21 protein-coding genes are annotated in these 22,666 nt (G+C 72.3%); 12 read left to right on the top strand and 9 right to left on the bottom strand.

Annotated elements, in window-relative coordinates; translation table 11 throughout:
* Both K933_RS19005 and K933_RS09030 read left to right on the top strand, forming a co-directional pair.
* Nucleotides 1-185: hypothetical protein (locus K933_RS19005; RefSeq protein WP_235063437.1), on the top strand; the 185-nt coding region annotated here is incomplete at its 5' end.
* A 108-nt stretch (nt 186-293) separates the two neighbouring features.
* Nucleotides 294-1,019: a DICT sensory domain-containing protein gene (locus K933_RS09030; RefSeq protein ID WP_023394412.1), complete on the top strand. Its 726-nt coding sequence runs from the start codon at nt 294-296 to the stop codon at nt 1,017-1,019.
* 24 nt (nt 1,020-1,043) lie between these two features.
* Here K933_RS09030 and K933_RS09025 read toward each other — a convergent pair whose 3' ends face one another.
* A complete protein-coding gene (locus tag K933_RS09025) occupies nt 1,044-1,352 on the bottom strand; it encodes an acylphosphatase (protein ID WP_023394411.1) in 309 nt (102 codons plus the stop codon).
* Nucleotides 1,353-1,490: 138 nt separating this feature from the next.
* On the opposite strand from K933_RS09025, the gene K933_RS09020 reads away from it, so the two are divergent.
* The 7 genes from K933_RS09020 to K933_RS08990 all read left to right on the top strand — a co-directional run bounded on the left by K933_RS09020 (nt 1,491) and on the right by K933_RS08990 (nt 10,091).
* Nucleotides 1,491-2,858, top strand: a complete 1,368-nt coding sequence (locus tag K933_RS09020) for a phosphomannomutase (protein WP_023394410.1) — start codon at nt 1,491-1,493, stop codon at nt 2,856-2,858.
* A gap of 111 nt (nt 2,859-2,969) precedes the next feature.
* Nucleotides 2,970-4,172, top strand: coding sequence for a BMP family lipoprotein (locus tag K933_RS09015; protein WP_023394409.1), 1,203 nt, complete (start codon nt 2,970-2,972; stop codon nt 4,170-4,172).
* Nucleotides 4,173-4,316: 144 nt separating this feature from the next.
* Nucleotides 4,317-5,096, top strand: a complete 780-nt coding sequence (locus K933_RS09010; RefSeq protein WP_023394408.1) for a formate/nitrite transporter family protein — start codon at nt 4,317-4,319, stop codon at nt 5,094-5,096.
* Between the two features lie 95 nt (nt 5,097-5,191).
* A complete protein-coding gene (locus K933_RS09005) occupies nt 5,192-6,862 on the top strand; it encodes an ABC transporter ATP-binding protein (protein ID WP_023394407.1) in 1,671 nt (556 codons plus the stop codon).
* Nucleotides 6,863-6,911: 49 nt separating this feature from the next.
* Nucleotides 6,912-8,252: an ABC transporter permease gene (locus K933_RS09000; RefSeq protein WP_235063436.1), complete on the top strand. Its 1,341-nt coding sequence runs from the start codon at nt 6,912-6,914 to the stop codon at nt 8,250-8,252.
* Nucleotides 8,249-9,373: an ABC transporter permease gene (locus tag K933_RS08995; protein ID WP_023394405.1), complete on the top strand. Its 1,125-nt coding sequence runs from the start codon at nt 8,249-8,251 to the stop codon at nt 9,371-9,373. Before K933_RS09000 ends, K933_RS08995 begins: the two co-directional genes overlap by 4 nt.
* 487 nt (nt 9,374-9,860) lie before the next feature.
* The gene (locus K933_RS08990) at nt 9,861-10,091 is read left to right on the top strand and encodes a hypothetical protein (protein WP_023394404.1); all 231 of its coding nucleotides are present in this window, start codon (nt 9,861-9,863) and stop codon (nt 10,089-10,091) included.
* Nucleotides 10,092-10,148: 57 nt separating this feature from the next.
* On the opposite strand, the gene K933_RS08985 is transcribed toward K933_RS08990, so the two are convergent.
* Complete coding sequence (locus tag K933_RS08985) at nt 10,149-10,601, bottom strand: SPW repeat domain-containing protein (RefSeq protein ID WP_023394403.1); 453 nt, start codon at nt 10,599-10,601, stop codon at nt 10,149-10,151.
* Between the two features lie 439 nt (nt 10,602-11,040).
* Between K933_RS08985 and K933_RS08975 the strand changes: the two genes are divergently transcribed.
* The gene (locus tag K933_RS08975) at nt 11,041-12,411 is read left to right on the top strand and encodes a geranylgeranyl reductase family protein (protein ID WP_023394401.1); all 1,371 of its coding nucleotides are present in this window, start codon (nt 11,041-11,043) and stop codon (nt 12,409-12,411) included.
* Nucleotides 12,412-12,602: 191 nt separating this feature from the next.
* On the opposite strand, the gene K933_RS08970 is transcribed toward K933_RS08975, so the two are convergent.
* The 3 genes from K933_RS08970 to K933_RS08960 form a co-directional block, all read right to left on the bottom strand.
* Nucleotides 12,603-13,910 (bottom strand): amidohydrolase, encoded by a 1,308-nt coding sequence (locus K933_RS08970; protein ID WP_023394400.1) that lies wholly within the window; start codon nt 13,908-13,910, stop codon nt 12,603-12,605.
* A 377-nt stretch (nt 13,911-14,287) separates the two neighbouring features.
* Complete coding sequence (locus K933_RS08965) at nt 14,288-14,722, bottom strand: universal stress protein (RefSeq protein WP_023394399.1); 435 nt, start codon at nt 14,720-14,722, stop codon at nt 14,288-14,290.
* A gap of 82 nt (nt 14,723-14,804) precedes the next feature.
* Nucleotides 14,805-15,164, bottom strand: coding sequence for a hypothetical protein (locus K933_RS08960; protein WP_023394398.1), 360 nt, complete (start codon nt 15,162-15,164; stop codon nt 14,805-14,807).
* A 167-nt stretch (nt 15,165-15,331) separates the two neighbouring features.
* Here K933_RS08960 and K933_RS08955 point away from each other — a divergent pair, with 167 nt between their 5' ends.
* A complete protein-coding gene (locus K933_RS08955) occupies nt 15,332-17,083 on the top strand; it encodes a rhomboid family intramembrane serine protease (RefSeq protein ID WP_023394397.1) in 1,752 nt (583 codons plus the stop codon).
* A gap of 48 nt (nt 17,084-17,131) precedes the next feature.
* Here K933_RS08955 and K933_RS08950 read toward each other — a convergent pair whose 3' ends face one another.
* Both K933_RS08950 and K933_RS08945 read right to left on the bottom strand, forming a co-directional pair.
* A complete protein-coding gene (locus K933_RS08950) occupies nt 17,132-17,767 on the bottom strand; it encodes an METTL5 family protein (RefSeq protein WP_023394396.1) in 636 nt (211 codons plus the stop codon).
* 1 nt (nt 17,768) lies between these two features.
* On the bottom strand, nt 17,769-18,170 hold the full coding sequence (locus tag K933_RS08945; protein WP_023394395.1) for a TIM barrel protein: 402 nt from the start codon (nt 18,168-18,170) through the stop codon (nt 17,769-17,771).
* 266 nt (nt 18,171-18,436) lie between these two features.
* Between K933_RS08945 and K933_RS08940 the strand changes: the two genes are divergently transcribed.
* On the top strand, nt 18,437-19,393 hold the full coding sequence (locus K933_RS08940; RefSeq protein ID WP_023394394.1) for a transcription initiation factor IIB: 957 nt from the start codon (nt 18,437-18,439) through the stop codon (nt 19,391-19,393).
* Between the two features lie 157 nt (nt 19,394-19,550).
* On the opposite strand, the gene K933_RS08935 is transcribed toward K933_RS08940, so the two are convergent.
* Complete coding sequence (locus K933_RS08935) at nt 19,551-21,212, bottom strand: flippase activity-associated protein Agl23 (protein WP_023394393.1); 1,662 nt, start codon at nt 21,210-21,212, stop codon at nt 19,551-19,553.
* 60 nt (nt 21,213-21,272) lie between these two features.
* Nucleotides 21,273-22,658 carry an isochorismate synthase gene (locus K933_RS08930; RefSeq protein ID WP_023394392.1) on the bottom strand — a complete coding sequence of 462 codons (1,386 nt, stop codon included), beginning with the start codon at nt 22,656-22,658 and terminating at the stop codon, nt 21,273-21,275.
* Between the last annotated feature and the right edge of the window lie 8 nt (nt 22,659-22,666).

Genomic DNA, 22,666 nt, shown 5'->3' with positions numbered 1-22,666 from the left:
TCGACCTTGCCGTCGGTCCCCTTCAGTCCGACCCGGCCGCCCATGCCCGCGACGGGGTTGAGAACGACGCCGATTCGCACGGGTGGGTCGGGGGGCGGCGGCGACAAAAGCCCGCCGGACGCCGCGACGGCGACCGTGCGGCGACCCGGCGACGCGTCGGCGACGCGGCGACGACCGTTCGGTGACTCGGCGGCGACGCGACGGCAACCCGACGGCGCGCCGACACCGCAGCAGCGACGCGCGAGCGCGCGTGACAGACTTAACATGGTGCGGAGAGAAGTCGACCCAACGCAATGTCACTCCGGGACGTCATCGCGAGCGTGGAGGGCCGCGAGAAGCGGCTGACGGTGTTCGACCCGCCGTCGGAGGCGGTGGTGACGGACCTCCGCGAGTACTTCGCCTCCCAGCAGGTTCGCATCGAGGTGGGCGAGAGCGACAGCGACCTGTCGGGGTACGCGGTGCTGTCCGACGAGGACGACCACGCGGTGCTGGCGGCGGTCGACCTCCGCGACCTCGAAGGGGCGGCGGAGGCGACCGCCGGGGTGGGCGAGCCGCGGACGTTCTCGGGGCTGCTCGAACACCTCGACGACACCACGTTCACCTCCTACGACACTGAGCAGATGCTCGCGGCGACCCGGGAGATGGAGGACCGCGCGTGGCGGAAGGGGACGGGCGAACTCCACGCGGGGTTCCAGCGGGTGGGCGCGCTCCGCCAGCAGAAGGCGGTGTACGAGGACCTCGCGAAGAAGCGCCTCGACATCCACGCCTACTGTACGCCCGCGGCCGACGTGCCGAGCGTCGAGGGCGTCACCGTCCACCAGGCGGACACCCCCGAGATCCGAAGCTCCTGGTTCGTCGTCTTCGACGGCGACGGCGACCCGAACGACGCGTGCGCCCTCCTCGCGGAGGACCGCGGCGACGGCGAGCGCCGCGAGTTCTACGGCTTCTGGACGTACGACCCCTCCATCGTACAACGGGTGCTCGACCACCTCCGCGACCGGTACCTCGTCACGGCGTAGTCGCGGGCGGCGCTCGCGGCGGGTTCACCGTCTCACCGAGAACCCCTCCTCCCCCTCGAGGTCGCCGTACTCGACGTCGACGCCCTCGACGGTCGCGGCGGGGCTGCCGGTGTGACACCACTCGACCATCGCCTCGACGGCGTCGTCCGGCCCCTCGAAGACGGCCTCGACCCGGCCGTCGTCGAGGTTGCGTACCCAGCCGTCGACGCCGCGGTCGCGTGCGGCCTCGCGGGTGTTCGCGCGGTAGTAGACGCCCTGGACGGTGCCGGAGACGAACACGTGCGCGCGGACGCGGTCGGCGTCGCCGTCCGTCCCGCTGTCGCTGTCGTTCACACCTCCCGGGTCGACGCGACGGGAGGAAAAGCCGGCGGCGCGCCGGCGGCCGCCCGTCCGCCGTGCGACCCGCGCTCGGTCCCCCGTCCGCGCGTCCGCGACCGGGGCACTCATGGGCGTCCCCCCGAACGGACGGGTGTGAACCTCTTCGGAACCGCCGGGGTCCGCGGGAGCGCCGAGGAACGGGTCACGCCCGAACTCGCGCTCGACGTCGCGCGGGCGGTCGGAGCGGCCGCGCGCGAGGCGGACGACCGCGAGTTCGTCGTCGGCCGCGACGGGCGCGTCACCGGCCCGGCGCTGGCGTCGGCGGTCGAGGCCGGCCTGGAGTCCGCCGGCGCCGACGTGCTCCGGGTCGGACAGGTGCCGACGCCGGCGCTCGCGTTCGCCTCCCGCGGCCGCCGGGGCGTGATGCTCACCGCCTCGCACAACCCCTCGCCCGACAACGGGATCAAACTGTTCGTCGACGGCGTCGAGTACGGCGGTCCCGCCGAGGACGACGTGGAGGCGCGCGTCGCCGCGGGGACGCCGCCCGCCCGCTGGGACGAGTGGGGCGACGCGACCCGCGACGGCGTGCTCGCCGACTACCGCGACGCGGTCACCGGGTACGCCGCGGGGTTCGGCGCCGACCCCGACGGGGTGCGGGTCGCCGTCGACTGCGGCAACGGGATGGCGTCGGTCGTCACCCCGCAGGTGCTGCGGGAACTCGGCGCGGACGTGGTGACGCTCAACGCCAACGTCGACGGCCACTTCCCCGGCCGGGGGTCGAAGCCGACCGCCGAGACGCTCTCGGACCTCCGGGCGTTCGTCCGCGGCGGCGGCGCCGACCTGGGCGTCGCACACGACGGTGACGCCGACAGGCTGGTCGTGGTCGACGCCGACGGCGAACTCGTCCACGAGGACACCGTCGTGGCGATACTCGCCGAACGGTACGTCCGTTCCGCCGACGCGGACGACCCGGTGGTGGTGACGACGCCGAACGCCTCGGGTCGGATCGACGAACGCGTCGAGGCCGCGGGCGGCCGGGTCGAACGGGTCGCGCTGGGCTACCTCCACGACGGCATCGCCGCCGCTCGCGAGGCCGGCGGCGACGTGGTGTTCGCGGCCGAACCGTGGAAGCACGTCCACCCGGCGTTCGGCGGCTGGATCGACGGCGTCGTCAGCGCCGCAGTCGTGACCCGCCTCGTCGCCGAGTCGGGGCTCGCGGCGCTGCGCGACCCGGTCACCGAGCGCCCCTACCGGAAGGAGAGCGTCTCCTGTCCCGACGACGCCAAGGAGGCGGTGATGGCGCGGGTGGGTGACGCCCTGCCGGCGGCGTTCCCCGACGCCGACGTCGACACCGAGTACGGCGTCAGGCTCACCTTCCCGGACGCGTCGTGGACGCTCGTGCGCCCGAGCGGCACCGAGCCGTACGTCCGGGTGTACGCCGAGAGCGACGAGGTTGAGGCGCTCGCCGACGAGGTGTCGGGCGTCGTCGCCGACGCCGTCGCCGACGAGGAGTCGGCGTAACGGCGAGACGGCGGGGCGCCGGGACGGCGCACCCGCGGGACGGCCGACCGCCCGACCCGCGCCCCGATCACGATGCGACGATTTTAAACGGCATAACCGCCCGGGTAAGGTATGGACCGGAACTTCGACAGACGCGCGTTCATCAAAGCCGCCAGCGCCGCCGGCATCGTCGGTCTCGCGGGCTGTGCGGGCGGCCCGAGCGAGGGCGAGTCGACCGCGACGACCGCCGGCGAAGACACCACCGAGGGCGACGAGGAGACGACCGCCGCGGGGACCGGAAGCGGCACCGACGAGGAGACGACCGCGACCGACGGATCCGTCGACGGCAGCGACGTCAACATCGCGATGGTGTACGCGACCGGCGGGCTTGGCGACGGGTCGTTCAACGACCAGGCGGAGACGGGGATCGAACGGGCGGTCGACGAGTTCGGCCTCTCGTATCAGTACTCCGAACCCGACTCGGTGTCGCAGTTCGCCGAGTACCAACAGCAGTACGCCTCCTCGACCGACCCGAACTACGACCTCGTGTCGTGTATCGGCTACCTCCAGTCGGACGCGCTCGCGGAGACCGCCGCGCAGTACCCCGAACAGGACTTCATGATCGTCGACTCGGTGCCGACGACCGAGTCGGGCGACATGTTCGACAACGTCGCCGCCTACACGTTCCAAGAACACGAGGGGTCGTACCTCGTCGGGCAGATGGCGGGGATGCTCACCAACATGGACTTTGCGGCGGGCGCGGGCGAGACGTCGCCCGACGAGTCGGTCGTCGGCTTCGTCGGCGGCGTCGAGGGGTCGCTGATCGGCCGGTTCGAGGCGGGCTACCGCGCGGGCGTCGCGGCGGTCGACTCGGACATCGAGGTGCAGTCGACGTACGTCGGGAGCTACAGCGACCCCAGCGGCGGCCGGGAGGCGGCGCAGGCCATCTACGAGTCGGGCGCCGACGTCGTCTACCACGCCGCGGGCAACACCGGCACGGGCGTGTTCCAGGCGGCCCAGGAGACCAACAAGTTCGCGGTCGGCGTCGACCGCGACCAGTCGGTGACGCTGCCCGACTACGCGAACGTCATCCTCGGCTCGATGGTCAAGCGGGTCGACACCGCGGTGTTCGAGGCGTCCGAGGCGGTCGTCGACGGGAGCTTCGAGGGCGGCACCGCCGTCACGCTCGGTCTGGAGGACGACGGCGTCTCGCTCGTGTACGGTTCGGAACTCGGCTCGGAGATCCCCTCCGAGGTCAAGACGGCCGTCGACGAGGCGCGCCAGTCGATCATCGACGGCGAGGTCACGGTGCCGACCGACCCCGCCGAGGTCTGAGCCGAGCGATACGGCCCGGACGCGTGACGCTCGCCGCCGACACCCGGCCCGGTTCGGCGGGGCGCCTCCACACCCCCCGGTAGACAGGGGGTCCCCCTCTGCGGTGCCAGTTCACTTTTCGGCGGCTCCGACGTACGTCGACGCGTGTCCGTCGCTCCCTCCCCCTCCGACATCTTCGAGCGGGCGGTCGACGAGGGCGAACGCCGCCTCGACCAGTCGCTGGTCGAACTCGTGGCGACGAGCTTCATCGCCGGGTTCACGGTCGTCTTCGGAATGGTCGCGCTCGGCATCGTCGAGGGGCTGGTCGAGCCGGTGTCGGCCGAACTCGCCCCCATCGCCGGCGCGCTCGCGTTCGCCCCTGGCGTCGTCTTCCTGATCGTCGGTCGGTCGGAACTGTTCAACGAGAACTTCTTCGACCCGGTCGCCAAGGCGGTCGAGGCCGACTCGTGGATGCTCCGGCCGCTCGTGCGGCTGTGGGTCGTCACCTTCGTGCTCAACCTCGTCGGCGGCGGGGTGATGGTGGGCGTCTTCTCCATCGAGGGCGCGCTCTCGCCCGCGACGGCCGAGGCGCTGCGGCACACCGCCACGGATATCGCCGGCAAGGCGCCGCTCGCGGCGTTCGCCGACGCCGTCGCGGGCGGCGCGCTCGTCAGCCTGCTGTCGTACCTGCTGTTGGCCGTCGACAGCGTCGGGAGCCGCATCCCCCTCGCGTACGTGGTCGGCTTCCTCCTCGCGCTCGGCTCGTTCGAACACGTCATCGTCTCCGTCCTCCACCTCCTGTTGGGGCTGGCGTTCGACGCCCAGTTCGGGGTGTGGGCGGTCGCCACGACGACCGTCGTCGTCACCGCCGGCAACTTCGTCGGCGGCCTGGGACTGGTCGGGCTCACGCACATCGCGCAGGCGATGGGCGCCGAGGAGGGCTGACGCGACCGGGGTCGGACGCGGGTCAACCCGGTCCACCCGGTCCGCCCCGGCGGAAACGCGGCGTTTATGCCTACCCCGTCGAAAGCGCCACCGATATGTCGGAGGCCGTCCGCCTCGACGGGATCACGAAACGCTTCCCCGGCGTCGTCGCCAACGACGACGTGACGCTCTCCGTCGAGCGAGGGACGGTTCACGCCCTGCTCGGCGAGAACGGCGCGGGGAAGACGACGCTGATGAACGTGCTGTACGGGCTGTTCCCCCCGACCGAGGGCGACGTGTACGTCGACGGCGAGGGGCTGGAACGCGACGACGGGGGCGGCTACGTCGGCTCGCCCGAGCGGTTCGACTCGCCGCGGGACGCAATCGACGCCGGCGTCGGGATGATCCACCAGCACTTCATGCTGGTCGACCCGATGACGGTGGCCGAGAACATCACGCTCGGCAACGAGCCCCGGAAGTGGGGCGGGCTGGCGGTCGACCGCGCCGCCGCCCGCGAGGCGGTCGTCGACCTCTCCGAGCGGTACGGCTTCGACGTCGACCCCGACGCGACGGTGGCGGACGTCTCCGTCGGCGTCCAACAGCGGGTCGAGATCCTGAAGGCGCTCTACCGCGGCGCGGACGTGCTGATCCTCGACGAACCGACCGCCGTGTTGACCCCCCAGGAGGTGGCGGACCTCTTCGAGGTGCTCGAGGAACTCACCGCCCAGGGGAAGACGGTCATCTTCATCACGCACAAACTCGGCGAGGCGCTCGACGCCGCCGACGAGGTGACCGTGCTCCGCGACGGCCGGAACGTCGGCTCCGTCCGGACCGCAGACACCAGCAGGGAGGAGCTCGCCGAGTTGATGGTCGGCCGGGAGGTGATGCTCGAATCCGACTACGAGCCGGCGACGCCGGGCGACCCGGTGTTGCGCGCCGAGGGGGTCACCGCCAGCGACGAGCGCGGCGTGGTGGCCGTCGACGACGTGTCGTTCACCGTCCGCGAAGGCGAGGTGTTCGGCGTCGCCGGCGTCGACGGCAACGGCCAGTCGGAACTGGTCGAGGTGCTCACGGGGCTGCGCGACCACGAGTCGGGCCGGGTCGAACTCCGCGGCCGCGACGTGACCGACGCCTCCCGCCGCGACCGCGCGCGCGCGGGCATGGCGTACGTCCCCGAGGACAGACAGGAGCGCGGGCTGGTGATGGAGTTCGACCTGACCGAAAACGGGATCTTGGGCAGCCAGCACGACGAGCCGTTCGCGCGGAGCGGCCGGGTCGACTGGGACCGCGCGGACGACCACGCCGAACGCGTCGTCGAGGAGTTCGACGTCCGGCCGCCGGACACGGGCGCGGAGGCACGGTCGCTGTCGGGGGGGAACCAGCAGAAGTTCATCGTCGGCCGGGAGTTCGCGCGCGACCCCGCCTGCATCGTCGCCTCCCACCCGACGCGGGGGGTGGACATCGGCTCGACCGAGTTCATCCACGACCGGATCATCGACCTCCGCGACGAGGGGAAGGCGGTGCTGTTGGTGTCGTCGAAACTCGACGAGGTCCGGGGACTCTCCGACCGCCTGGCGGTGATGTACCGCGGGCGGCTGGTCGACGTGGTCGACCCCGACGCGGTCACCGAAGAGCAGTTGGGCCTGCTGATGGCGGGCGAGGAACCCGACGACGTGCCGAGCCTGCGCGGCGGGGCGGACGACGCCGCCGACCCGCCGGAGGAGTCCGGCGGGACCGACGCGGGCCGTACGGACGGTGTCGCCGGCGACGGGGGTGACCGCGAGTGAGCGCGGTCGCGTCACCCCCCGCGCTCGTTCGCCGCGGGAGGTGGCTCGCGTGAGCGACGACGGGACCGGCGGACCCGACGGTCCCGACGGGGGCGACCCGGGCGAGGGGAGCGACGCGGGCGTCCGCGGGAGCGTGGTCGGCTGGCTCTCCCGGTTGGCGCGCGCGTCGGCGGCCGAGCGGCTGTTCATCTCCGGGTCGGCGCTGGTGCTGTCGGTCGTCATCGGCTTCTTCATCGTGCTCGCGGCCGGCCGGATGACGACGTGTGACACCGCCGCGTTCGCGCTGCCGCCGCGGGTGATCAGCCTCGGTCCGGTCAGCCTCGGTCCGTTCTCGTGGCCCGCGTCGATGGGGTTCTGTTACGACCCGATCAACGTGTACGACCGGCTGTTCCTCGGCGCGTTCGGCAACCTCGCGGCGGACCCGCTCAACGGCCAGTTCGCCACGACGCTCTCGGAGACCACCATCCTGGTGTTCACGGGGGTCGCCGTCGCGGTGGCGTTCAAGGCCGGCGTGTTCAACATCGGCGGGCAGGGGCAGTTGGTCGTCGGCGCGCTCTCGACGGCCGTCGTCGTGTTCGCGGTCGCGCCGCTGCTGTCGGGCGTCGTCGGGACGCTCGTGCTCGTCCCGTTCGGGCTGGCGGTCGGTGCGGTCGCGGGCGGGCTGTACGGCGCACTCCCGGGCGCGCTGAAGGCGTACGCCGACGCCAACGAGGTGATCACGACGATCATGTTGAACTTCGTCGCCACCGCCGTCGCGCTGTATCTCACCCAGGACGTGTTCCAAGACCCCGACAGTTTCGCCACCCAGACCCGCGCGCTGCCGTCGTACGCGCGGTTCCCGAGCCTGGTGTTCCCCGACCGCGCGGGCGTGTCGCTGCTGGCGCTCGCGCTCGCGGTGGCGGTCGCCGTCGCGGTGGCGTACACCCTCACGCGCACCTCGTTCGGCTACGACGTGCGGACGAGCGGCCTCCAGCCCGAGGCCGCCGAGTACGGCGGCGTCGACGCCGCCCGGACCGTGGTGGCGAGCATGGCGCTGTCGGGCGCGCTCGCGGGCGTCGGCGGCGCGGTGTACGTGTTGATGGTGCTCGGCAACTTCCAGACGGGCGTCCCCGACTACGGCTTCGACGGCATCACCGTCTCCATCCTCGCGGGCAACAACCCCGTCGGCGCGGTGGGGGCGGCGCTGTTGTTCGGCGTGCTCAAGTCGGGGAGCATCGTCGTCGACGTCGGGACGAACGTACCCCCACAGCTGGTGGGCGTGCTCCGGGGACTGATCGTCCTGTTCGTGGCGATGCCGGAGTTCTTCCGCATGGTCGGCCGCCGGGTGGGCGACGTCGCGCCCGAGCGCGACCGCGGCGCCGTCGCGACCGACGGGGGTGAACGCGAGTGAGCGCCGGGTTCGGAAGCCGGGTCCGCGAGCGGGCGGGCGGCGCCGGCCTGCGGCTGTATCTCGCGTTGGGCGTCGTCGCCGCGCTGGTCGCCCTCCTCGCCGTCCTCCTCGTCGCACCCGACTCGACCGCCGGTCAGTTCGCCGCGGTGCTGTTCGCCAACTCCACGTTCGCGTCGGCGCTCCGGCTGTCGGTCCCCATCGCGTTCGCGGCGCTGGGGGGCATCTTCGCCGAGAAGTCGGGCGTGATCAACATCGGACTCGAGGGGCTGTTGATCATCGCGGCGTTCGCGGGCATCTACGCCGCCGACCTGCTCGGCAGCCCGTGGCTCGGGCTGCTCGGCGGCGTCGCGGCGTCGACGCTGTTCGCGCTGCTGTTCGCGGTGGTGTGTATCGAGTTCCGCGCCGACCAGATCATCGCCGGTCTCGCGGTGTGGCTCATCGCACTCGGGCTGGCGCCGTTCGCCGCGCAGGTGGTGTACGGCAGCACCAACACCCCGCGAGTGGCGACGTTCGCCACGCTCCCGACGATGGGCATCCCCGTGGTCTCGGAGGGCGTGACCGCCGAACTCCTCTTCGGCTACGCGCTGGTCGACCTCCCGTTCTTCGGCGCGCTCTTTAGCGCCACCCCGATGGTGTACGTGATGTTCGCGGCGGTGGTCGCGTCGTGGTGGACCCTCAACCGGACCGCGTTCGGCCGGCACGTCCGCGCGTCGGGCGAGAACCCGAAGGCGCTCGACACCGCGGGCGTGAGCGTCTCGCGGGTGCGGTACGCCGCGGTGCTGCTGTCGGGCGTGCTCTGCGGGTTCGGCGGCGCGGCGCTGTCGCTGTCGCTCGGGCAGTTCATCGGCAACGGACCGACGATGGTCGACGGCAAGGGGTTCATCGCCATCGTCGCGTACCTGCTGGGCAACTACAACGCCGTCGGCGCGCTGCTGTCGACGCTGCTGTTCGCGGGACTCGACGCGCTCCAACTCACTCTCCAGGCGCGCGACGTGATCCAGGTGCCCAACTCGCTCGTGCGGACCATCCCGTACGTGAGCGTCATCGTCGTGCTCACGCTGTTCGGCCGGACGCGGACGCCCGACGCCGCGGGGGACCACTACGAGTCGGGAGAGGAGTAGCGCGAGGCCGACCGGAGGGAGGCCTCGGAGAGACGGCGGCGCGGTCTCCGTGCCGCGCCGCCACCAAGAGAGGAGCGCGGGTGAGGGAGCGAGCGAAGCGAGCGACCGAGACCGCGGCTAGGCGGCGTTCACGAATCGCGGTGCGATTCGTGCGCTCACGAGAACGTCGTTCTCGTGAACGGTGCGATCCCCGTGCCGAACCGCCACCTGAACGTGTCTGAACGACCGACCGAAGGGAACGAGACCCGCGGCCGGCGGCGTCGAACGCGTGGACGACCCCGAGGGAAACAGCGCGGTTCGCGGTGCGTCGCGCCGTGGGTGGCTCCACTGGCCAGCGTCGGGGAGTACGTCTACGAACACGGCCTCCGGTTTCGGGGTCGTCGCGGCCGTCGCTCGGTCGCGGCGGGCCGTGCGTCCCCTCTCCGGGAGTTGCCGTATCCAATAGTGATATAGTCTCCCAAACGGAGAACCGGCCGGACTAAAGAAAATGCGCGACATGGACGTCTTCTTCCAGATGGCGTGCGAGTTCCCCGTGCGCACTACCATCTTCACGTTCGGCCTTCCGGCGTTCGGACTCCTCCAGTTGCTCAACGGGTTCGTTCACGAGGGATCGCTCGTTTACATCGGCATGTTCTCGGTGCTGGCCGTGGCGCTGTCGGTCGTACTCACCCGGTATCACGTGGCTGTGTACCGCCGTAGCCGGGTCGCCGAGTGGTAAGGACGGGACGAACGAAAGACGAAAAGACGGTCCGACGAACCGTGACCCGCTGCCGGCTCAGGCTGCGGTTCTGCGAGCGTCGCTGCGCCGATCACGGCTCTGATAGGCGCTGTACGCACCGGCTGCGAGCGCTATCAGACCGACGACGATGTCGTTCCAGAATCCGAGCTCGTTGGCCGCTTCGGTGAACCCCGCGTCGGCGCCGAATACGAACGGCGCCGCGATCAGCCACAGACCGAGCAGTGCGGCGACTGCGGCGGCGCCGACGTTGCCCACCTGTTCGTCCGACCGGCGATAGTAGTTGTAGGCGCCGACGGCGGCCAGGAGCGCGCCGACGATGACGTCGTTCCACATCTGCGTCGCGACGAGGTCGAACAGGAAGCCCTGAACGATCATCCACAGGCCGAGGAGGCCGATGACCGCCGAGAGCCACTTGCCCTGCTCGCCCGGGTTCGGGTCGTGGTCGGTCCGAGTCTCCACCGATTCGTCGTCGATATCACGGTTGCTCATTGTATCATCCTCACCGACAGTACGCTCTCTGAGTAAAAAAATCGTATGGCAGGCTACATGTGTCGGGGGCGGCGACGGGGGGCGCTCCGTACGCGTTCCCGCGCTCGTTCGGACAGTCCGGGTTCGGGAGCGCGGGGGAGGACGCGACCGGCCGTTCGCGGAACGGTTCCGTGGCGCCGCTCCCCGAACCGCCGTGCGTCCGTTCGAGGCCGGCACGCGCGTCCCGGACGGGTTCGCCGACCGGAGCGACGGCCGAACGGGACCGGGGTTTCTCGACACCGCGACACCGCCGCGACGCCCGCGCGTGGCGCGCGACGGCACGACGGGCCAACCGTCGCGTCCGTTCGGCGACGTGTGGCGGTCGGTCAAGGCGGCATCCCCCGGCTCTCCCCGGGGCTAAATAACGAGCTTTTTGCCCGGCCGGACGCGAACGGGGGTAATGACTACGCACGAACCCGACATCGTCGTCGTCGGCGCGGGGACCGCCGGCTGTTATGCGGCCGCGACGGCCGCCGATGCGGGCCTCGACGTGACCGTCGTCGAACGCAAGACCGAGACCGAGGCGGGCCACATCGCCTGCGGCGACGCGCTCAAGGGAGCGGACGCGTTCCCGTCGGCGATCCCCAAATCCGAGATCCGGTCGGCGTTCACCAACACCGACGTCACCCACGGTCGCTTCGAGATCCCGAGTCACGACACGGTACTTGAGATCCCGATCCCGGGCGAACTCGCGGTGATCGACCGCTGGGAGTTCGGCCGGCTGATCATCGACGGCGCCGAACGGCGCGGCGCGGAGTTCCACTACGACACGGTCGTCCAGGACGTAACCCAAGATGACGACGGGCACGTGACCGGCGTGCGCGCGAAACGGAAGGGCGAGGTCGTCGAGTACGACGCCGGGATGACCGTCGACGCGGCGGGCGCGCTGTCGATCCTCCAAGACCGGGCGGACCTCTCGGGGGCGACGTTCGACACGAACGTCTCGTACTCGCAGTTCTCCTCGGCGTACCGCGAGGTGCTCGAAGTCGAAGAGGAGGTCGAGTGGCAGGACGCGCTCGTCTTCAAGGCGACCGACCGCGCCGCCGGCTACCTCTGGTACTTCCCGCGGACGGGCACGGAGATCAACGCCGGGCTCGGGTTCCAGATGACCGAACCGCCGATGAAACTGGTCGAGGGGCTGAAACGCGACCTGCGCGACCGGGCGGAGTTCCAAGGGGCGAAAGTTCGGGACAAACTCGGCGCGGCGCTGCCGACCCGCCGGCCGTACGACTCCGCCGTCGCCGACGGCTTCCTCGCGGTCGGCGACGCCGCCGCGCACGTCAACCCCACCACGGGCGGCGGCATCGCGGGCGCGGCGTACGCGGGCAAGTACGCCGCCGAGCAGGCCATCGAGGCGCTCGCCGACGGCGACACCAGCGAGGAGGCGCTGTGGCGGTACAACGAGCGGGTGATGGACCACTTCGGCGGGCGCTACGCCGCACTCGACGTGTACAACGTGCTCGCGACGGCCGTCGACGTCGACGACCTGATGAGCCTGCTCGCGGCGCTGCCGGGCGAACAGCTCAGCGAGGCGCTCTACTCGGGGACCACCTCAGTCGGGCCGAAACTCGCTGTCGACGTGGCGCGCAAGAGCTACGGCTACTGGGACCAGATCGTTGAGTTCTACCGGGCCAAGCGCGCGGCCGACGACCTGCTCGCCCACTACCGGCGCTACCCCTCCCGCCCCGGCGCGTTCGACGCGTGGCGCGACCGCCGCGACGACCTGATGGACGAGGTGTACGCGGTGACGGGCGCCGAGCCGAAGTACTAACGCGAGCGGTCGGGCGACGGGGACCGAGAGGTGGAAGGCCACGAGGGCGTGGCGGCGACCGATCCCCCTCGGCGCCCGAGGGACGAACGGCTCCGCCGGTCGGGCGGGTCGTGCGCCCGGGCGGACCGACCGCCCGAGTCTCCGGGTCGAGCGTCGGCGCCGGAGCGCCGTCCGCCACCCGCGCCGTGTTCTCAGGCGTCTGTTCGGTCCGACTGCCCGGGCGGGTCGGCGGCGACCGCGCGTATCGCCGACGCGAGCAGGTCGACCCCCACGTCGAGCGACGCCTCGTCGACGTCGAAGGTGGAGGTGTGGTGGCCGCCGGGGTGGTCGGTGCCGACGCCGACGTAGGCGGCGTAGCCGCCGTTGTCCTGCACCCGTCGCATCAGGTAGGTCGCGTCCTCGCTCCCGCCGAGTTCGTCGCTTTCGGCGACCGAGTCGACGCCGGCCACGTCGCCCGCGACGGCGGCGACCAGGTCGACGAGTTCCGGGTCGCTGGTCGCCGAGGGGGCCATCCCCAGCCGTTCGGTCGTCACGTCGACGTCGTGCATCTCGGCGGCGCTGACGAGCACGTTCTCGGCCTTGTCGTCCATGTACTCCATCAGGTCGGTCGTCTCGCCGCGGACCTCGCCTTCGACGAACGACTCCTCGGGGATGATGTTCGTGGCGGTGCCGCCGCCGACCAGCCCCGCGTTGACCCGGGTCGCGCCGTCGGCGTGCCGCGGGATGGCGTAGAGGTTCTGGATCGCCGCGGCCATCGCTTGGACGGTGTTGCGCCCCTCCTCGGGGTGGCCGCCCGCGTGGGCCGACTCGCCGTCGAACTCCGCGAGGAAGTGCGACACCGCGAGGAACCCGTCGACGCCCGCGACCACCTCGCCGGTCGGGTGGTCGAGACCGACGTGGGCGGCGAGGAGGTACTCCACGTCGTCGAGGAGTTCGGAGTCGGCCATCGGCTTGCCGCCGACGATCTGTTCCTCGCCGGGTTGGAAGAACACCTTCAGCGTCCCCTCGAACTCCGAGGCGAGTATCTCGTCTATCACGCCGACGCCGAACGTGGCGTGGGCGTCGTGGCCGCAGGCGTGCATCCACCCCTCGTTCTCCGAGCGGTAGGCGTCGGCGCCGTCGGCGGGCGCGTGGTTCTCGTTCGCCTCCGTGATCGGGAGCGCGTCGATGTCGACGCGGAGCCCGACCACGGGACCGTCGCCCCGGCGGACCACCGCGACGGCGCCGGTGTAGCCGCCCTCCAACTCCGCGAGGATGTCCTCGCGGGCGCCCGCCGCCTTCGCGCGTTCGAACCACTCGTCGAGCGTCCCCTCGTCGGGCACGTTCATCCGCTCGGACCCGAGGACGGCGGGGCCGTAGTGGAGTTCGTCCACGTCGCGCGTCTCCAGTTCCGAGACGAGCCGTGCGGTGGTGTAGAACTCGCACCACGCGGGTTCGGGGTGGCGGTGGAGGTCCCTGCGCAACGCCACGAGGTCGTCGTGTTCGACCGCGAGACTCATGAACGGGAGTCGGCGCCGCCCGGCATAAATCCGGGCGTCGCGGCGAGGGCGTCGCCTCCCGCGGGGTCGCACCACGTTCGCTCCCCCGAACGAGGTGCGGCGAGCGGCGAGGCGAACCCGAGTCGGGCTCCGTCGGCGGACGCGCCGAGGCCGGCCCGGAGGCGAGGGTCGACCGGGCGGACGGCTATCGACGCGGCGTCGGTACGAAAATTTCCACGATACCGAGGGTGAAACCCCGTGGGAACGGGAGCGCTCCGCCCGACTACGTTCGGCTCCGTACCGGCGGACTCCCTCGGCCCCCGGCATCGGACGACCGGGGCGTCGAGCCGTCGAATTTCGCGCGCCGAACACTCGACTCCCCGACACTCGACCCCCGGTCACTCCTCGTCGGGCATCCTGACGGTCATCACCGCCTGATCGGCGCTCCGGACCACCCGCTCGGTGACGCTCCCGAGCAGGTAGCGGTCGAGTCCCCGCCGGCCGTGCGTCCCCATGACGATCAGGTCGACCTCCTCGTCGTTCGCGTACTCCAGGATCGACCGGTAGGGGCTCCCCGAGACCACGTGCTCCGTGACCGGGACGTCGGCCGCCTCGGCCGCCTCCCGCACCGCGTCGACGGCGGCCTCGCCCTCCTCTTCGAGCGCTTCGACGACGACACCCGTCCCGGCTTCGAGCGTCGTGTACCCCGTCATGTCCACGACGTACAGCGCGTGGATCGTCGCGTCGAACCGCTCGGCGAGCGTCACCGCGTGTTCGATGGCCGCCGCCGCCGCCGGACTGCCGTCGGTCGGGACGAGTATCTCGTCGTACATCGTGCGTCGGAGTACCACACGCGCGGGGGTAAAGCCGGCGACGGCTCCCGACGGCCGGGAAAGCCGCCCGGGTCGACGCGGGCTACCGGTCCGCGTCGTTCGCCGGGTCGTCGCTCGCGTCCCCGTCCGGGTCGGCGTCCCGGCTCGGGTCGTCGCTCGCGTCCGTGTCGTCCCCGTCGCGTTCCGCCCGAACCGCCGTCTCGCACGCCCGGAGCGCGTCGTACCGATCGTCCGCGCCGTCGACCCCGACGGTCTCGACGACCGACCACCCGGCGCCGTCGAACGCGAGCCCCTTCACCCACGCGTCGGTGGCGAGCAACAGCCCGTCAGCCGGGTCGTCGTCGTCGACGGCGACCGCCAGTTCCACCGCGTCGGCCCGGTTGAGCGCCGCGACCGCCGCCGCCGACAGCGGGCGGTCGGGGAGCGAGGTGAGCAGTGACACCCCCGAGGGGAGCGCCGCCGGGGGAAAGAGGGTGTCGACCCGCGCCGGTCGCCGGCGCTCACCCCGGTACGTCTCCGAGATCGACGGACCGGTTCGGGGACACGAACGACCGGGACGGTAAAGTGTGGGGGGGACTGACACCCCGTGTGAACTGGGTCGCGTTGGGGATGCGGCTCGCCGTCGTCGCGGCGTTCGTCGCGGCCGGCCTGGTCGTGGCCGCGCTCGGTCGCACCGCGTCGGACGACCGGGACGCCGGGGTGGATACGGGGGGGGCGGCAGTCGTGGCGCCGCTCCGCGAGCGGTTCCTGTTCGGCGTGCCGTGGGGGACGCTGACCACCGCGGCGTTCGTCCTCGGGGTGTACCTGTTCGTCCAGGGGGGGTACGACCACTGGTACAACCCGGTCGTCATCCCGTTCCGGGCGTGGTCGTACTTCGAGCCGCTGGGGGTGGTGACCGCGGCGTTCGCCCACAGCGGGCCGGGTCACCTCCTCGGCAACCTGATGGCGACGCTGACGCTCGCGTCCGTCGCCGAGTACGCGTTCGGCCACTTCCCCGACCGGCGGGACGGGGCGGACGGCGACGGCGCGCGCGCCGACGGCGGGAGCGGAGCGGGCGCGGACGGCACGAGCGCGGGGGAGTCGTGGGTCGACCGGCCGCGCGTCCGGGCGTTCGTCCTCTTCCCCGCGGGCGCGGTCGTGGTGGGGTTGGCGACCGCCGCGTTCTCGCTCGGGCCGGTCGTCGGCTTCTCGGGCGTCGTCTTCGCGTTCGCGGGCTTTTCGCTGCTGTACCGGCCGCTGACGACGGTCGTCGCGCTCACGGCGTCGGGCACGCTCTCGCTGGTGTACAACGCGCTCCAGAACCCCGTGGTGGTCGCCTCCGGGCGGGCGGCGTACGTCACGCCGTGGTGGGCGAGCATCGCCGTCCAGGGGCACGCGCTGGGGTTACTCGTCGGCCTGCTCGTGGCGTTCGCGCTCGCCAGCCGGCGGCGCGACGCGCTGCCGCGCCCCGGGCGGCTGTTCGTCGGCGCGCTGCTGTTCTGCGCCGAGCAGTCGCTGTGGGCCGTCTACTGGTACCGCGGCGGCGAGACGTACGTGCTCTACCGCGCGGTCGGGGTGACGCTGGTGGTGGTGCTCGCGCTGTTGGTCGCCGCGCTCGGGACGTACGGCTCCTCGGACGCCTCGTGGGACGTGTTCCGCGACGCGTCGCTCCGCGGAGCGGTCTCGCGGGCCACGCCCGCGATGGGCGCGGTGCTGTGTCTGTCGGTCGTCACCGCGGGGCTGGCGGGCGCGGCGGTACCGGTGAGCCTCTCGACCGTCGACGACGGCTCGCTCCCCGGCGAACCGGTCCACGTCCGCGACTACCAGGTGACGTACGCCGAGGGGGTGGAGAACGGGATGGTGTCGGTCGTCGAGGTGAGCGCGTTCGGCGAGACGACCAGCGTCAACACCTCGGGCGTCATCGTCCGCAACCCCGAGCGCCGCATCTGGACCACCGCAGTGACCAAGGGTCGGTTGGCGTTCGCGGGCCGGTCGACGGTCGTCCTCGGCGGGGTGGGGTGGCGCGAGACGGTGGTCGCGGTCCGGGAGGGGTGGCGCACCACCGGCGGGAACGTCACCTACGTCGTCCGCCTGCGCCACGACGGCGAGGCGCACCTCTCGTACGCCTCGCCGTCCGCGGCCGCCCGCCCGCGTATCGACGGCCGGACGGTGGCGGTCGCGCCGACGAACGGGTCGTTCAGCCTCGCGGTCACGGGGGCGAACGAGACGACGTTCACGCCCGTGCCGGAGGGGAACGAGACGGTGTCGGCGGGCGGGCTGACGTTCCTCAGGGAGGGGCGAACGGTGGTCGCGACGACCGGCGGGAACGCCACGCGCGTGCAAGTGGCGGCGAAAGAGACGTACGGGAGGCGGCGGCAGTGAGGCGGCGGGCGACGGTGGAGCGGCGGACGGTCGGGGCGGCGGGTCGGGTCACTCCTCGCTCGACCCGGACCACTCGACCCGGAACGCCTCCGCGTCGAGGTCGTGTCGCTCGCGGCTCTGATGGTCGTACTGGCGGTCGAGCGTGAGCGTCACCTCGAACGCGTCGGTGACGACCCCGCCGCGGTCGGCGGCGAACGACTCGACGAACGCCCGGCTACCGGCGTTGTGGACCGAGTAGGAGACCGACGCGAGGTCGGCGGCGGCGGCGAGGAACTCGCGGTCGGCGTGTTCGTTGCCCGACTGCGCGCCGAACGGCGGGTTCATCAGGACGGTCGCCGGCTCGTCGGGACACAGCGGCGGGCGGGTCGCGTCGGCGTGGATCCAGTCGACCGCGGTGCGCGCGCCGACGCGGCGCTCGTTGTCGCGCGCGACCGACAGCGCCCCCCGGTCGAGTTCGACGCCGACGGCCCGGTCGGCCCCCCGGAGCGCGGCGCCGAGGGCGAACATGCCGGTCCCGGTCCCCAGGTCGAGGACCGTCCGGCCGGCCACGTCACCCCGGAGGTCCGCGAGGTGGACGACGTGGGCGGCCACGTCCGCGGGTGTCGGGTACTGTTCGAGCGCGGCCGTCGGGTCGGTGAAGCCCGCGACGACCGCGAGCTTGCCTTCGAGCGCCCGTCTGCTCACGTCAGAGATCGACGGGACCCGTCACCGTGAGGGTGACGCCCTCGCGTTCGGCGCGTTCGGCCAGCGCCGACAGCGCCGGCTCCACCTTCGCGGGGGCGGCCACCTCGTCGGCCACCACCTCGACCCGGCTCGCCCCGAGGAACGAGGCGGCGCGGACCAGGTCGCGGAGCCGGTCGGTCTCCGCCTGCGTCTCGATCGAACAGTCCGCCGCGAAACGCGCCTCGGCGCGGAGCCCGGCGGGGAGGTAGCCCGCCTCGTCGAGGTCCGCGCGGAACGCCCGGAGGTACTCCGGGGCGGTCGACTCCAGCGTCGCCGCCTCGACGATGACCGGTTCCACGTCCGCCGGTTCGCTCGCGGCGACCGCGCGCCGTACGTCCCCGCTCGCCGTCGTGCCCGTGCTCATCGACTCCGGATAGAGTGCGGTAATACAAAAGGTTTTGTGAATGCGCGATGGTTATTCGACGGGCCAGCCAACCGGCGGCCGAGACCCGCGTATCCGGGCGTCTCCGGCGTCAGCGAGGCGCGCGGCGACCGACACACGACATGTCCTTCGGTTCGCCTCGGGTCTCCCTACCGCCGAAAACGGCGGGTTCGGCGGGTCGAACCCCGCGTATCCCCGTTCGCGCCCACCCGAAAGTTTAAATAGTAGCCGGGACACAAAACTTATTAATGGAAGGTCCGAGCCGACAGCGACAGCGGGAGCAGGACGAGTCGGAACAACAATCGGACGAGACGGTCAAATGTCCCGAGTGCGGCTCCTCGGAGGTCATCATGGACTCCGACCAGGGCGAACTCGTCTGTGACGACTGCGGGCTGGTCCTCGACGAACGACAGATCGACCGGGGGCCGGAGTGGCGGGCGTTCAACCACTCCGAGCGCCAGTCGAAGTCCCGCGTCGGCGCTCCGGTGACGGAGACGATGCACGACAAGGGGCTGACCACCACCATCGACTGGAAGGACAAGGACGCCTACGGCCGCTCGCTCTCCTCGGAGAAGCGCTCGCAGATGCACCGCCTGCGGAAGTGGCAGGAACGCATCCGCACCAAGGACGCCGGCGAGCGCAACCTCCAGTTCGCGCTCTCGGAGATCGACCGCATGGCGAGCGCTCTCGGCGTCCCCCGCTCCGTACGCGAGGTCGCCTCCGTGATCTACCGACGCGCGCTCAAGGAGGACCTCATCCGCGGCCGCTCCATCGAGGGCGTCGCCACCGCCGCGCTGTACGCCGCCTGCCGCCAGGAGGGGATCCCCCGCTCGCTCGACGAGGTCGCGGAGGTCTCCCGCGTCGAACAGAAGGAGATCGGTCGGACCTACCGCTACATCTCCCAGGAACTCGGGCTCGAACTCAAGCCGGTCGACCCCAAGCAGTTCGTCCCGCGGTTCGCCTCCGCGCTCGGACTCAGCGAGGAGACGCAGGCGAAGGCGACCGAGATCATCGACGTCTCCGCCGAGCAGGGGCTGTTGTCGGGGAAGTCGCCGACGGGGTTCGCCGCGGCGGCCATCTACGCGGCGTCGCTGCTGTGTAACGAGAAGAAGACCCAGCGAGAGGTCGCCGACGTCGCGCAGGTGACCGAGGTCACCATCCGCAACCGGTATCAAGAGCAGATCGAGGCGATGGGCTTCCGCTGAGTCGGTCGCATCCGGCACCCGGTACGACACCCTTCCGGCCTCTTCTCGCCGCCCGCGACGGCCCGTCCGTCGCGGGCGTTCCGCCCGTTTCGAGTACCCGGCGTCGGCTCCCGCCGGGAGCGACGCCGACTCGTCGCCGACCCGACACCGCCTCGGTTCACTCGTCGGGGGCGACGAACACGACGACCGTCCGGTCCCACAGGCCGAGGCGGAGTTCGAACTCGCGGTACCCCTCGAACCGTTCGCCGGCGTCGACCCGCTGGTCGGGCACCGTCACGACGACCGGCGGCGACCCGGAGACGTTCGACAGCCAGCGGACGCTACTGGTGTCGGCGTCCAGTCGCTCGAAGTACCACTGCAGGGGGAGACGCGCCCCCCACGCGTCCCGGTCGGCGCCGAGAACCGGCGGGCTGTCGTACTCGCGGGAGGTGTCGAGGTCGGCGCCGACGTACACCACGTCCGGGCCGTCGTCGTGGCCCGCGGTCGCGGCCGAGGCGGCCGCGACCATCCCGTCGAGGTCGTCGGCGGGCTGAGCGAACTGCGCGAACGCCGTCCCCGACTCCGAGGCGGGGGCGGCGTACACGCCCGCCGTCGTCGCGCCGACCGCCGCGAGACTCGCGGTGACGACGAGGACGACGGCGACGACCCGCGCGGGGCGTCGACCGCCCGAGGTCGCGTCGCTGCGGGTGGCCCGCGTCCACAGCCCCCGGGCGACCCGCGCCAGCCCCACGGCGGCGGGGAGCGCCAGCCACGGGAGGACGTGGACGGCGCTCCACGGCTCGGCACGCATCGACGCGACCGGGAAGACGAACAGGCCGACGCCGCCGGCGTACGCGCCGAACGCGACCACGCCGCGGGTGTCGGGGGCGTAGCGTTCGAGCGCGAACCCGACAAGCCCGAGCAGGACCAGCGGCCACGCCGTCGCCGCGAGCGTGCGGAAGAACGCCGCCAGCGACGACAGCAGCGGGTGGCCGGCCTGCTCGATCCGGTAGACGAACCGCAGCCCCACGAACCGCTCGGGCGCGCCGACGAACGCCTCGGTGACGACCGCCGGGAACGTCGCCGGGTTCCACAGCCCCACCCCCGACCCCGCCGCCCGCGGCGCGAAGAAGAACAGCGCGACCGCGAGGAAGACGAACAGCGCGCGCGCGAGCGGCGTGGCCCGCGAGACGAGCCACGCCCGCCCCCGCCCGAGACGCTCGCGCGCCGCGTCGGGCACGCCGCGGACCCGCGACTCGTCGAGGACGAGGAGGCCGGCGGCGAGCCAGACGACCGGGTACGCGGCCGCGAAGCCCGACGCCGCGAGCGCGAGCGCGAACGCCGCGGCCGCGAGGTAGAGCCCCCACTGCGCCCCCGAGTCGCGGTAGCGGACGACGCCGCCGACCGCGACCAGCCCGAACGCCGCCGCGGGCAGGTCGCCCCGGAGGAACCGCGAGTAGTAGAGCAACAGCGGGTCGGCCGCGAGCAGGCCCGCGAGCGCGACCGTCTCGCCGTCCCGGAGCGACCCCCGGAACAGCAGCGCCGACAGCGGGAGCAGCCCGCCCACCAGCGCGACGACGGCGCGCGCGGAGGCGTCGGTGGGGTCGACGACCGCGAACAGCCACCGATTGACGACGTGGAGGAACGGCCCGCCCGCCGTCGGGTGGTACTCGTAGCCGCCGGTGTCGAGAAAGCGGAGCGTCCAGTAGCCGACGCGACCCTCGGCCCAGTGGAACGGGCGGTCGCCGAGGAGGACGGCCCGCGCGAGCAGCGCGAGCAGCGAGAGCGCGACGACCGCGAGGAGGACGCGGTCGCGCGGGGCGGACGGCCGCTCGGACATACCCCCCGGTGTCGCCGCCGCAGTAGTATGTCTTCGGGTTCGCGTCGGGCGCCCGCCGCGCTACTCGTCGGTCCGGTCGTCGCGTTCGAGTTCGTCGAGCACGGGGCGGACCTTCGGCTGGAGCTCCTCCCACTCCGCCTCGGGGTCGCTGTCGCCGACGATGCCGTTGCCGGCGAACAGCGTGGCGTGGTCGTCGCCCGCGACGCACGACCGGATGCCGACCGCGAACTCGCCGTCGCCGTTCCCGTCGAACCAGCCGACGGGCGAGGCGTACCAGCCGCGGTCGAACGTCTCGGTCCCGCGGATGGTCGCGAGCGCCTCCGCGAGCGGCAGGCCGCCCATCGCCGGCGTCGGGTGGAGCGCCTCGACGAGCGTGAGGACGTGCTCCGGCCCGTCGAGGTCGGCCTCGATGGGCGTCCGGAGGTGCTGGATGTTGGTCAGCTTCCGGACCCCCTGCTCGCCCTCGCGCACGTCGCCGTACGCCGACAGCTGCTCGGCGATGGTGTCGACCACCAGCCGCTGTTCGTGCTGGAGCTTCTCGCTTTCGAGCAGCGAGCGGGCGTTGTCGGCGTCGGTCTCGTGGCTGTCGCCGCGGGGCATCGACCCCGCGAGCGCCTCCGTCTCGACGCGGCGGCCGTCGAGTTTCACCAGCCGTTCGGGCGGCGGGCCGAAGAACGCGTCGCCGCCCGACGGCTGGACCAAGAATCGGTAGCACTCGGGGTACGTCCGGCGGAGGCGTTCGAGCGTGTCGGGGATGTCGACCGGACTCGCCAGGTCGACGTCGAGAGCGGTCGCGAGCACCACCTTCCGGAGGTCGCCCGCGCGGATGCGCTCGCGGACGCGCTCGACCTGTTCGACCCACTCGGCCCGGTCGGTCCGCCACCGGGTCGCCGCGACGCCGGGCTTGCCGCCGCTGGGGCGCATCATCGGCAGGTCGGCGAGCGACTCGCGGGCGGCCGTCAGGTCGTCGTCGACGGCGGCGGCCGTCGCGTCGGCGGCGTAGCGGGTGACCGTGAGGTACGTCCCCTCGTGGTCGCGGGTGAGCTGGACCGCCGGGAGGAGGAACGACGCCGCGGGGAACCCCGCCCACGTCGCGTCGGGTTCGTGGGCGGCGTCGAACGCGACGCCGCCGAGCATTCGGGGGCGCGTCGCCGCCGACCCCGCCTCCGCGCCGACGTCGGTGTCGGCGAACACCGTCGCGGCGTCGGCGCGGAGGCGGTCGAACCGGTCGGCGCCCTCGGCGGTCAGCCGGACGGCCGCGCCGCCGCCGACGAGTTCGAGACCCGCGGGCGACGCCCAGTGGACCCGCGGTTCGCCCCGGTCTCGGGCCGCGAGGAACGCGCGAAAGGAGACGTCCGATACCTCGCAACTCCGGCTGACGAGCGTCGCGTCGGCCGCGGGCCGGGCCGGCGCTCCCCCCCGCTGGTCGCCCTCCGTCCGGGTCATCACCCGGA

Source organism: Candidatus Halobonum tyrrellensis G22, assembly GCF_000495475.1.
Lineage (GTDB): Archaea > Halobacteriota > Halobacteria > Halobacteriales > Haloferacaceae > Halobonum > Halobonum tyrrellense.
The sequence above is the reverse complement of the archived record's forward strand: the minus strand, read 5'-3'. Positions and strand labels throughout refer to the sequence as shown.

What these genes read in the sequence shown, in the direction of transcription:
- K933_RS09030 (WP_023394412.1), top strand. Translation starts at nt 294, where the DNA reads ATGTCACTCCGGGACGTCATCGCGAGCGTGGAGGGCCGCGAGAAGCGG.
- K933_RS09015 (WP_023394409.1), top strand. Translation starts at nt 2,970, where the DNA reads ATGGACCGGAACTTCGACAGACGCGCGTTCATCAAAGCCGCCAGCGCC.
- K933_RS09005 (WP_023394407.1), top strand. Translation starts at nt 5,192, where the DNA reads ATGTCGGAGGCCGTCCGCCTCGACGGGATCACGAAACGCTTCCCCGGC.
- K933_RS08990 (WP_023394404.1), top strand. Translation starts at nt 9,861, where the DNA reads ATGCGCGACATGGACGTCTTCTTCCAGATGGCGTGCGAGTTCCCCGTG.
- K933_RS08985 (WP_023394403.1), bottom strand. Translation starts at nt 10,601, where the DNA reads ATGAGCAACCGTGATATCGACGACGAATCGGTGGAGACTCGGACCGAC.
- K933_RS08975 (WP_023394401.1), top strand. Translation starts at nt 11,041, where the DNA reads ATGACTACGCACGAACCCGACATCGTCGTCGTCGGCGCGGGGACCGCC.
- K933_RS08970 (WP_023394400.1), bottom strand. Translation starts at nt 13,910, where the DNA reads ATGAGTCTCGCGGTCGAACACGACGACCTCGTGGCGTTGCGCAGGGAC.
- K933_RS08965 (WP_023394399.1), bottom strand. Translation starts at nt 14,722, where the DNA reads ATGTACGACGAGATACTCGTCCCGACCGACGGCAGTCCGGCGGCGGCG.
- K933_RS08955 (WP_023394397.1), top strand. Translation starts at nt 15,332, where the DNA reads ATGCGGCTCGCCGTCGTCGCGGCGTTCGTCGCGGCCGGCCTGGTCGTG.
- K933_RS08945 (WP_023394395.1), bottom strand. Translation starts at nt 18,170, where the DNA reads ATGAGCACGGGCACGACGGCGAGCGGGGACGTACGGCGCGCGGTCGCC.
- K933_RS08940 (WP_023394394.1), top strand. Translation starts at nt 18,437, where the DNA reads ATGGAAGGTCCGAGCCGACAGCGACAGCGGGAGCAGGACGAGTCGGAA.
- K933_RS08935 (WP_023394393.1), bottom strand. Translation starts at nt 21,212, where the DNA reads ATGTCCGAGCGGCCGTCCGCCCCGCGCGACCGCGTCCTCCTCGCGGTC.
- K933_RS08930 (WP_023394392.1), bottom strand. Translation starts at nt 22,658, where the DNA reads ATGACCCGGACGGAGGGCGACCAGCGGGGGGGAGCGCCGGCCCGGCCC.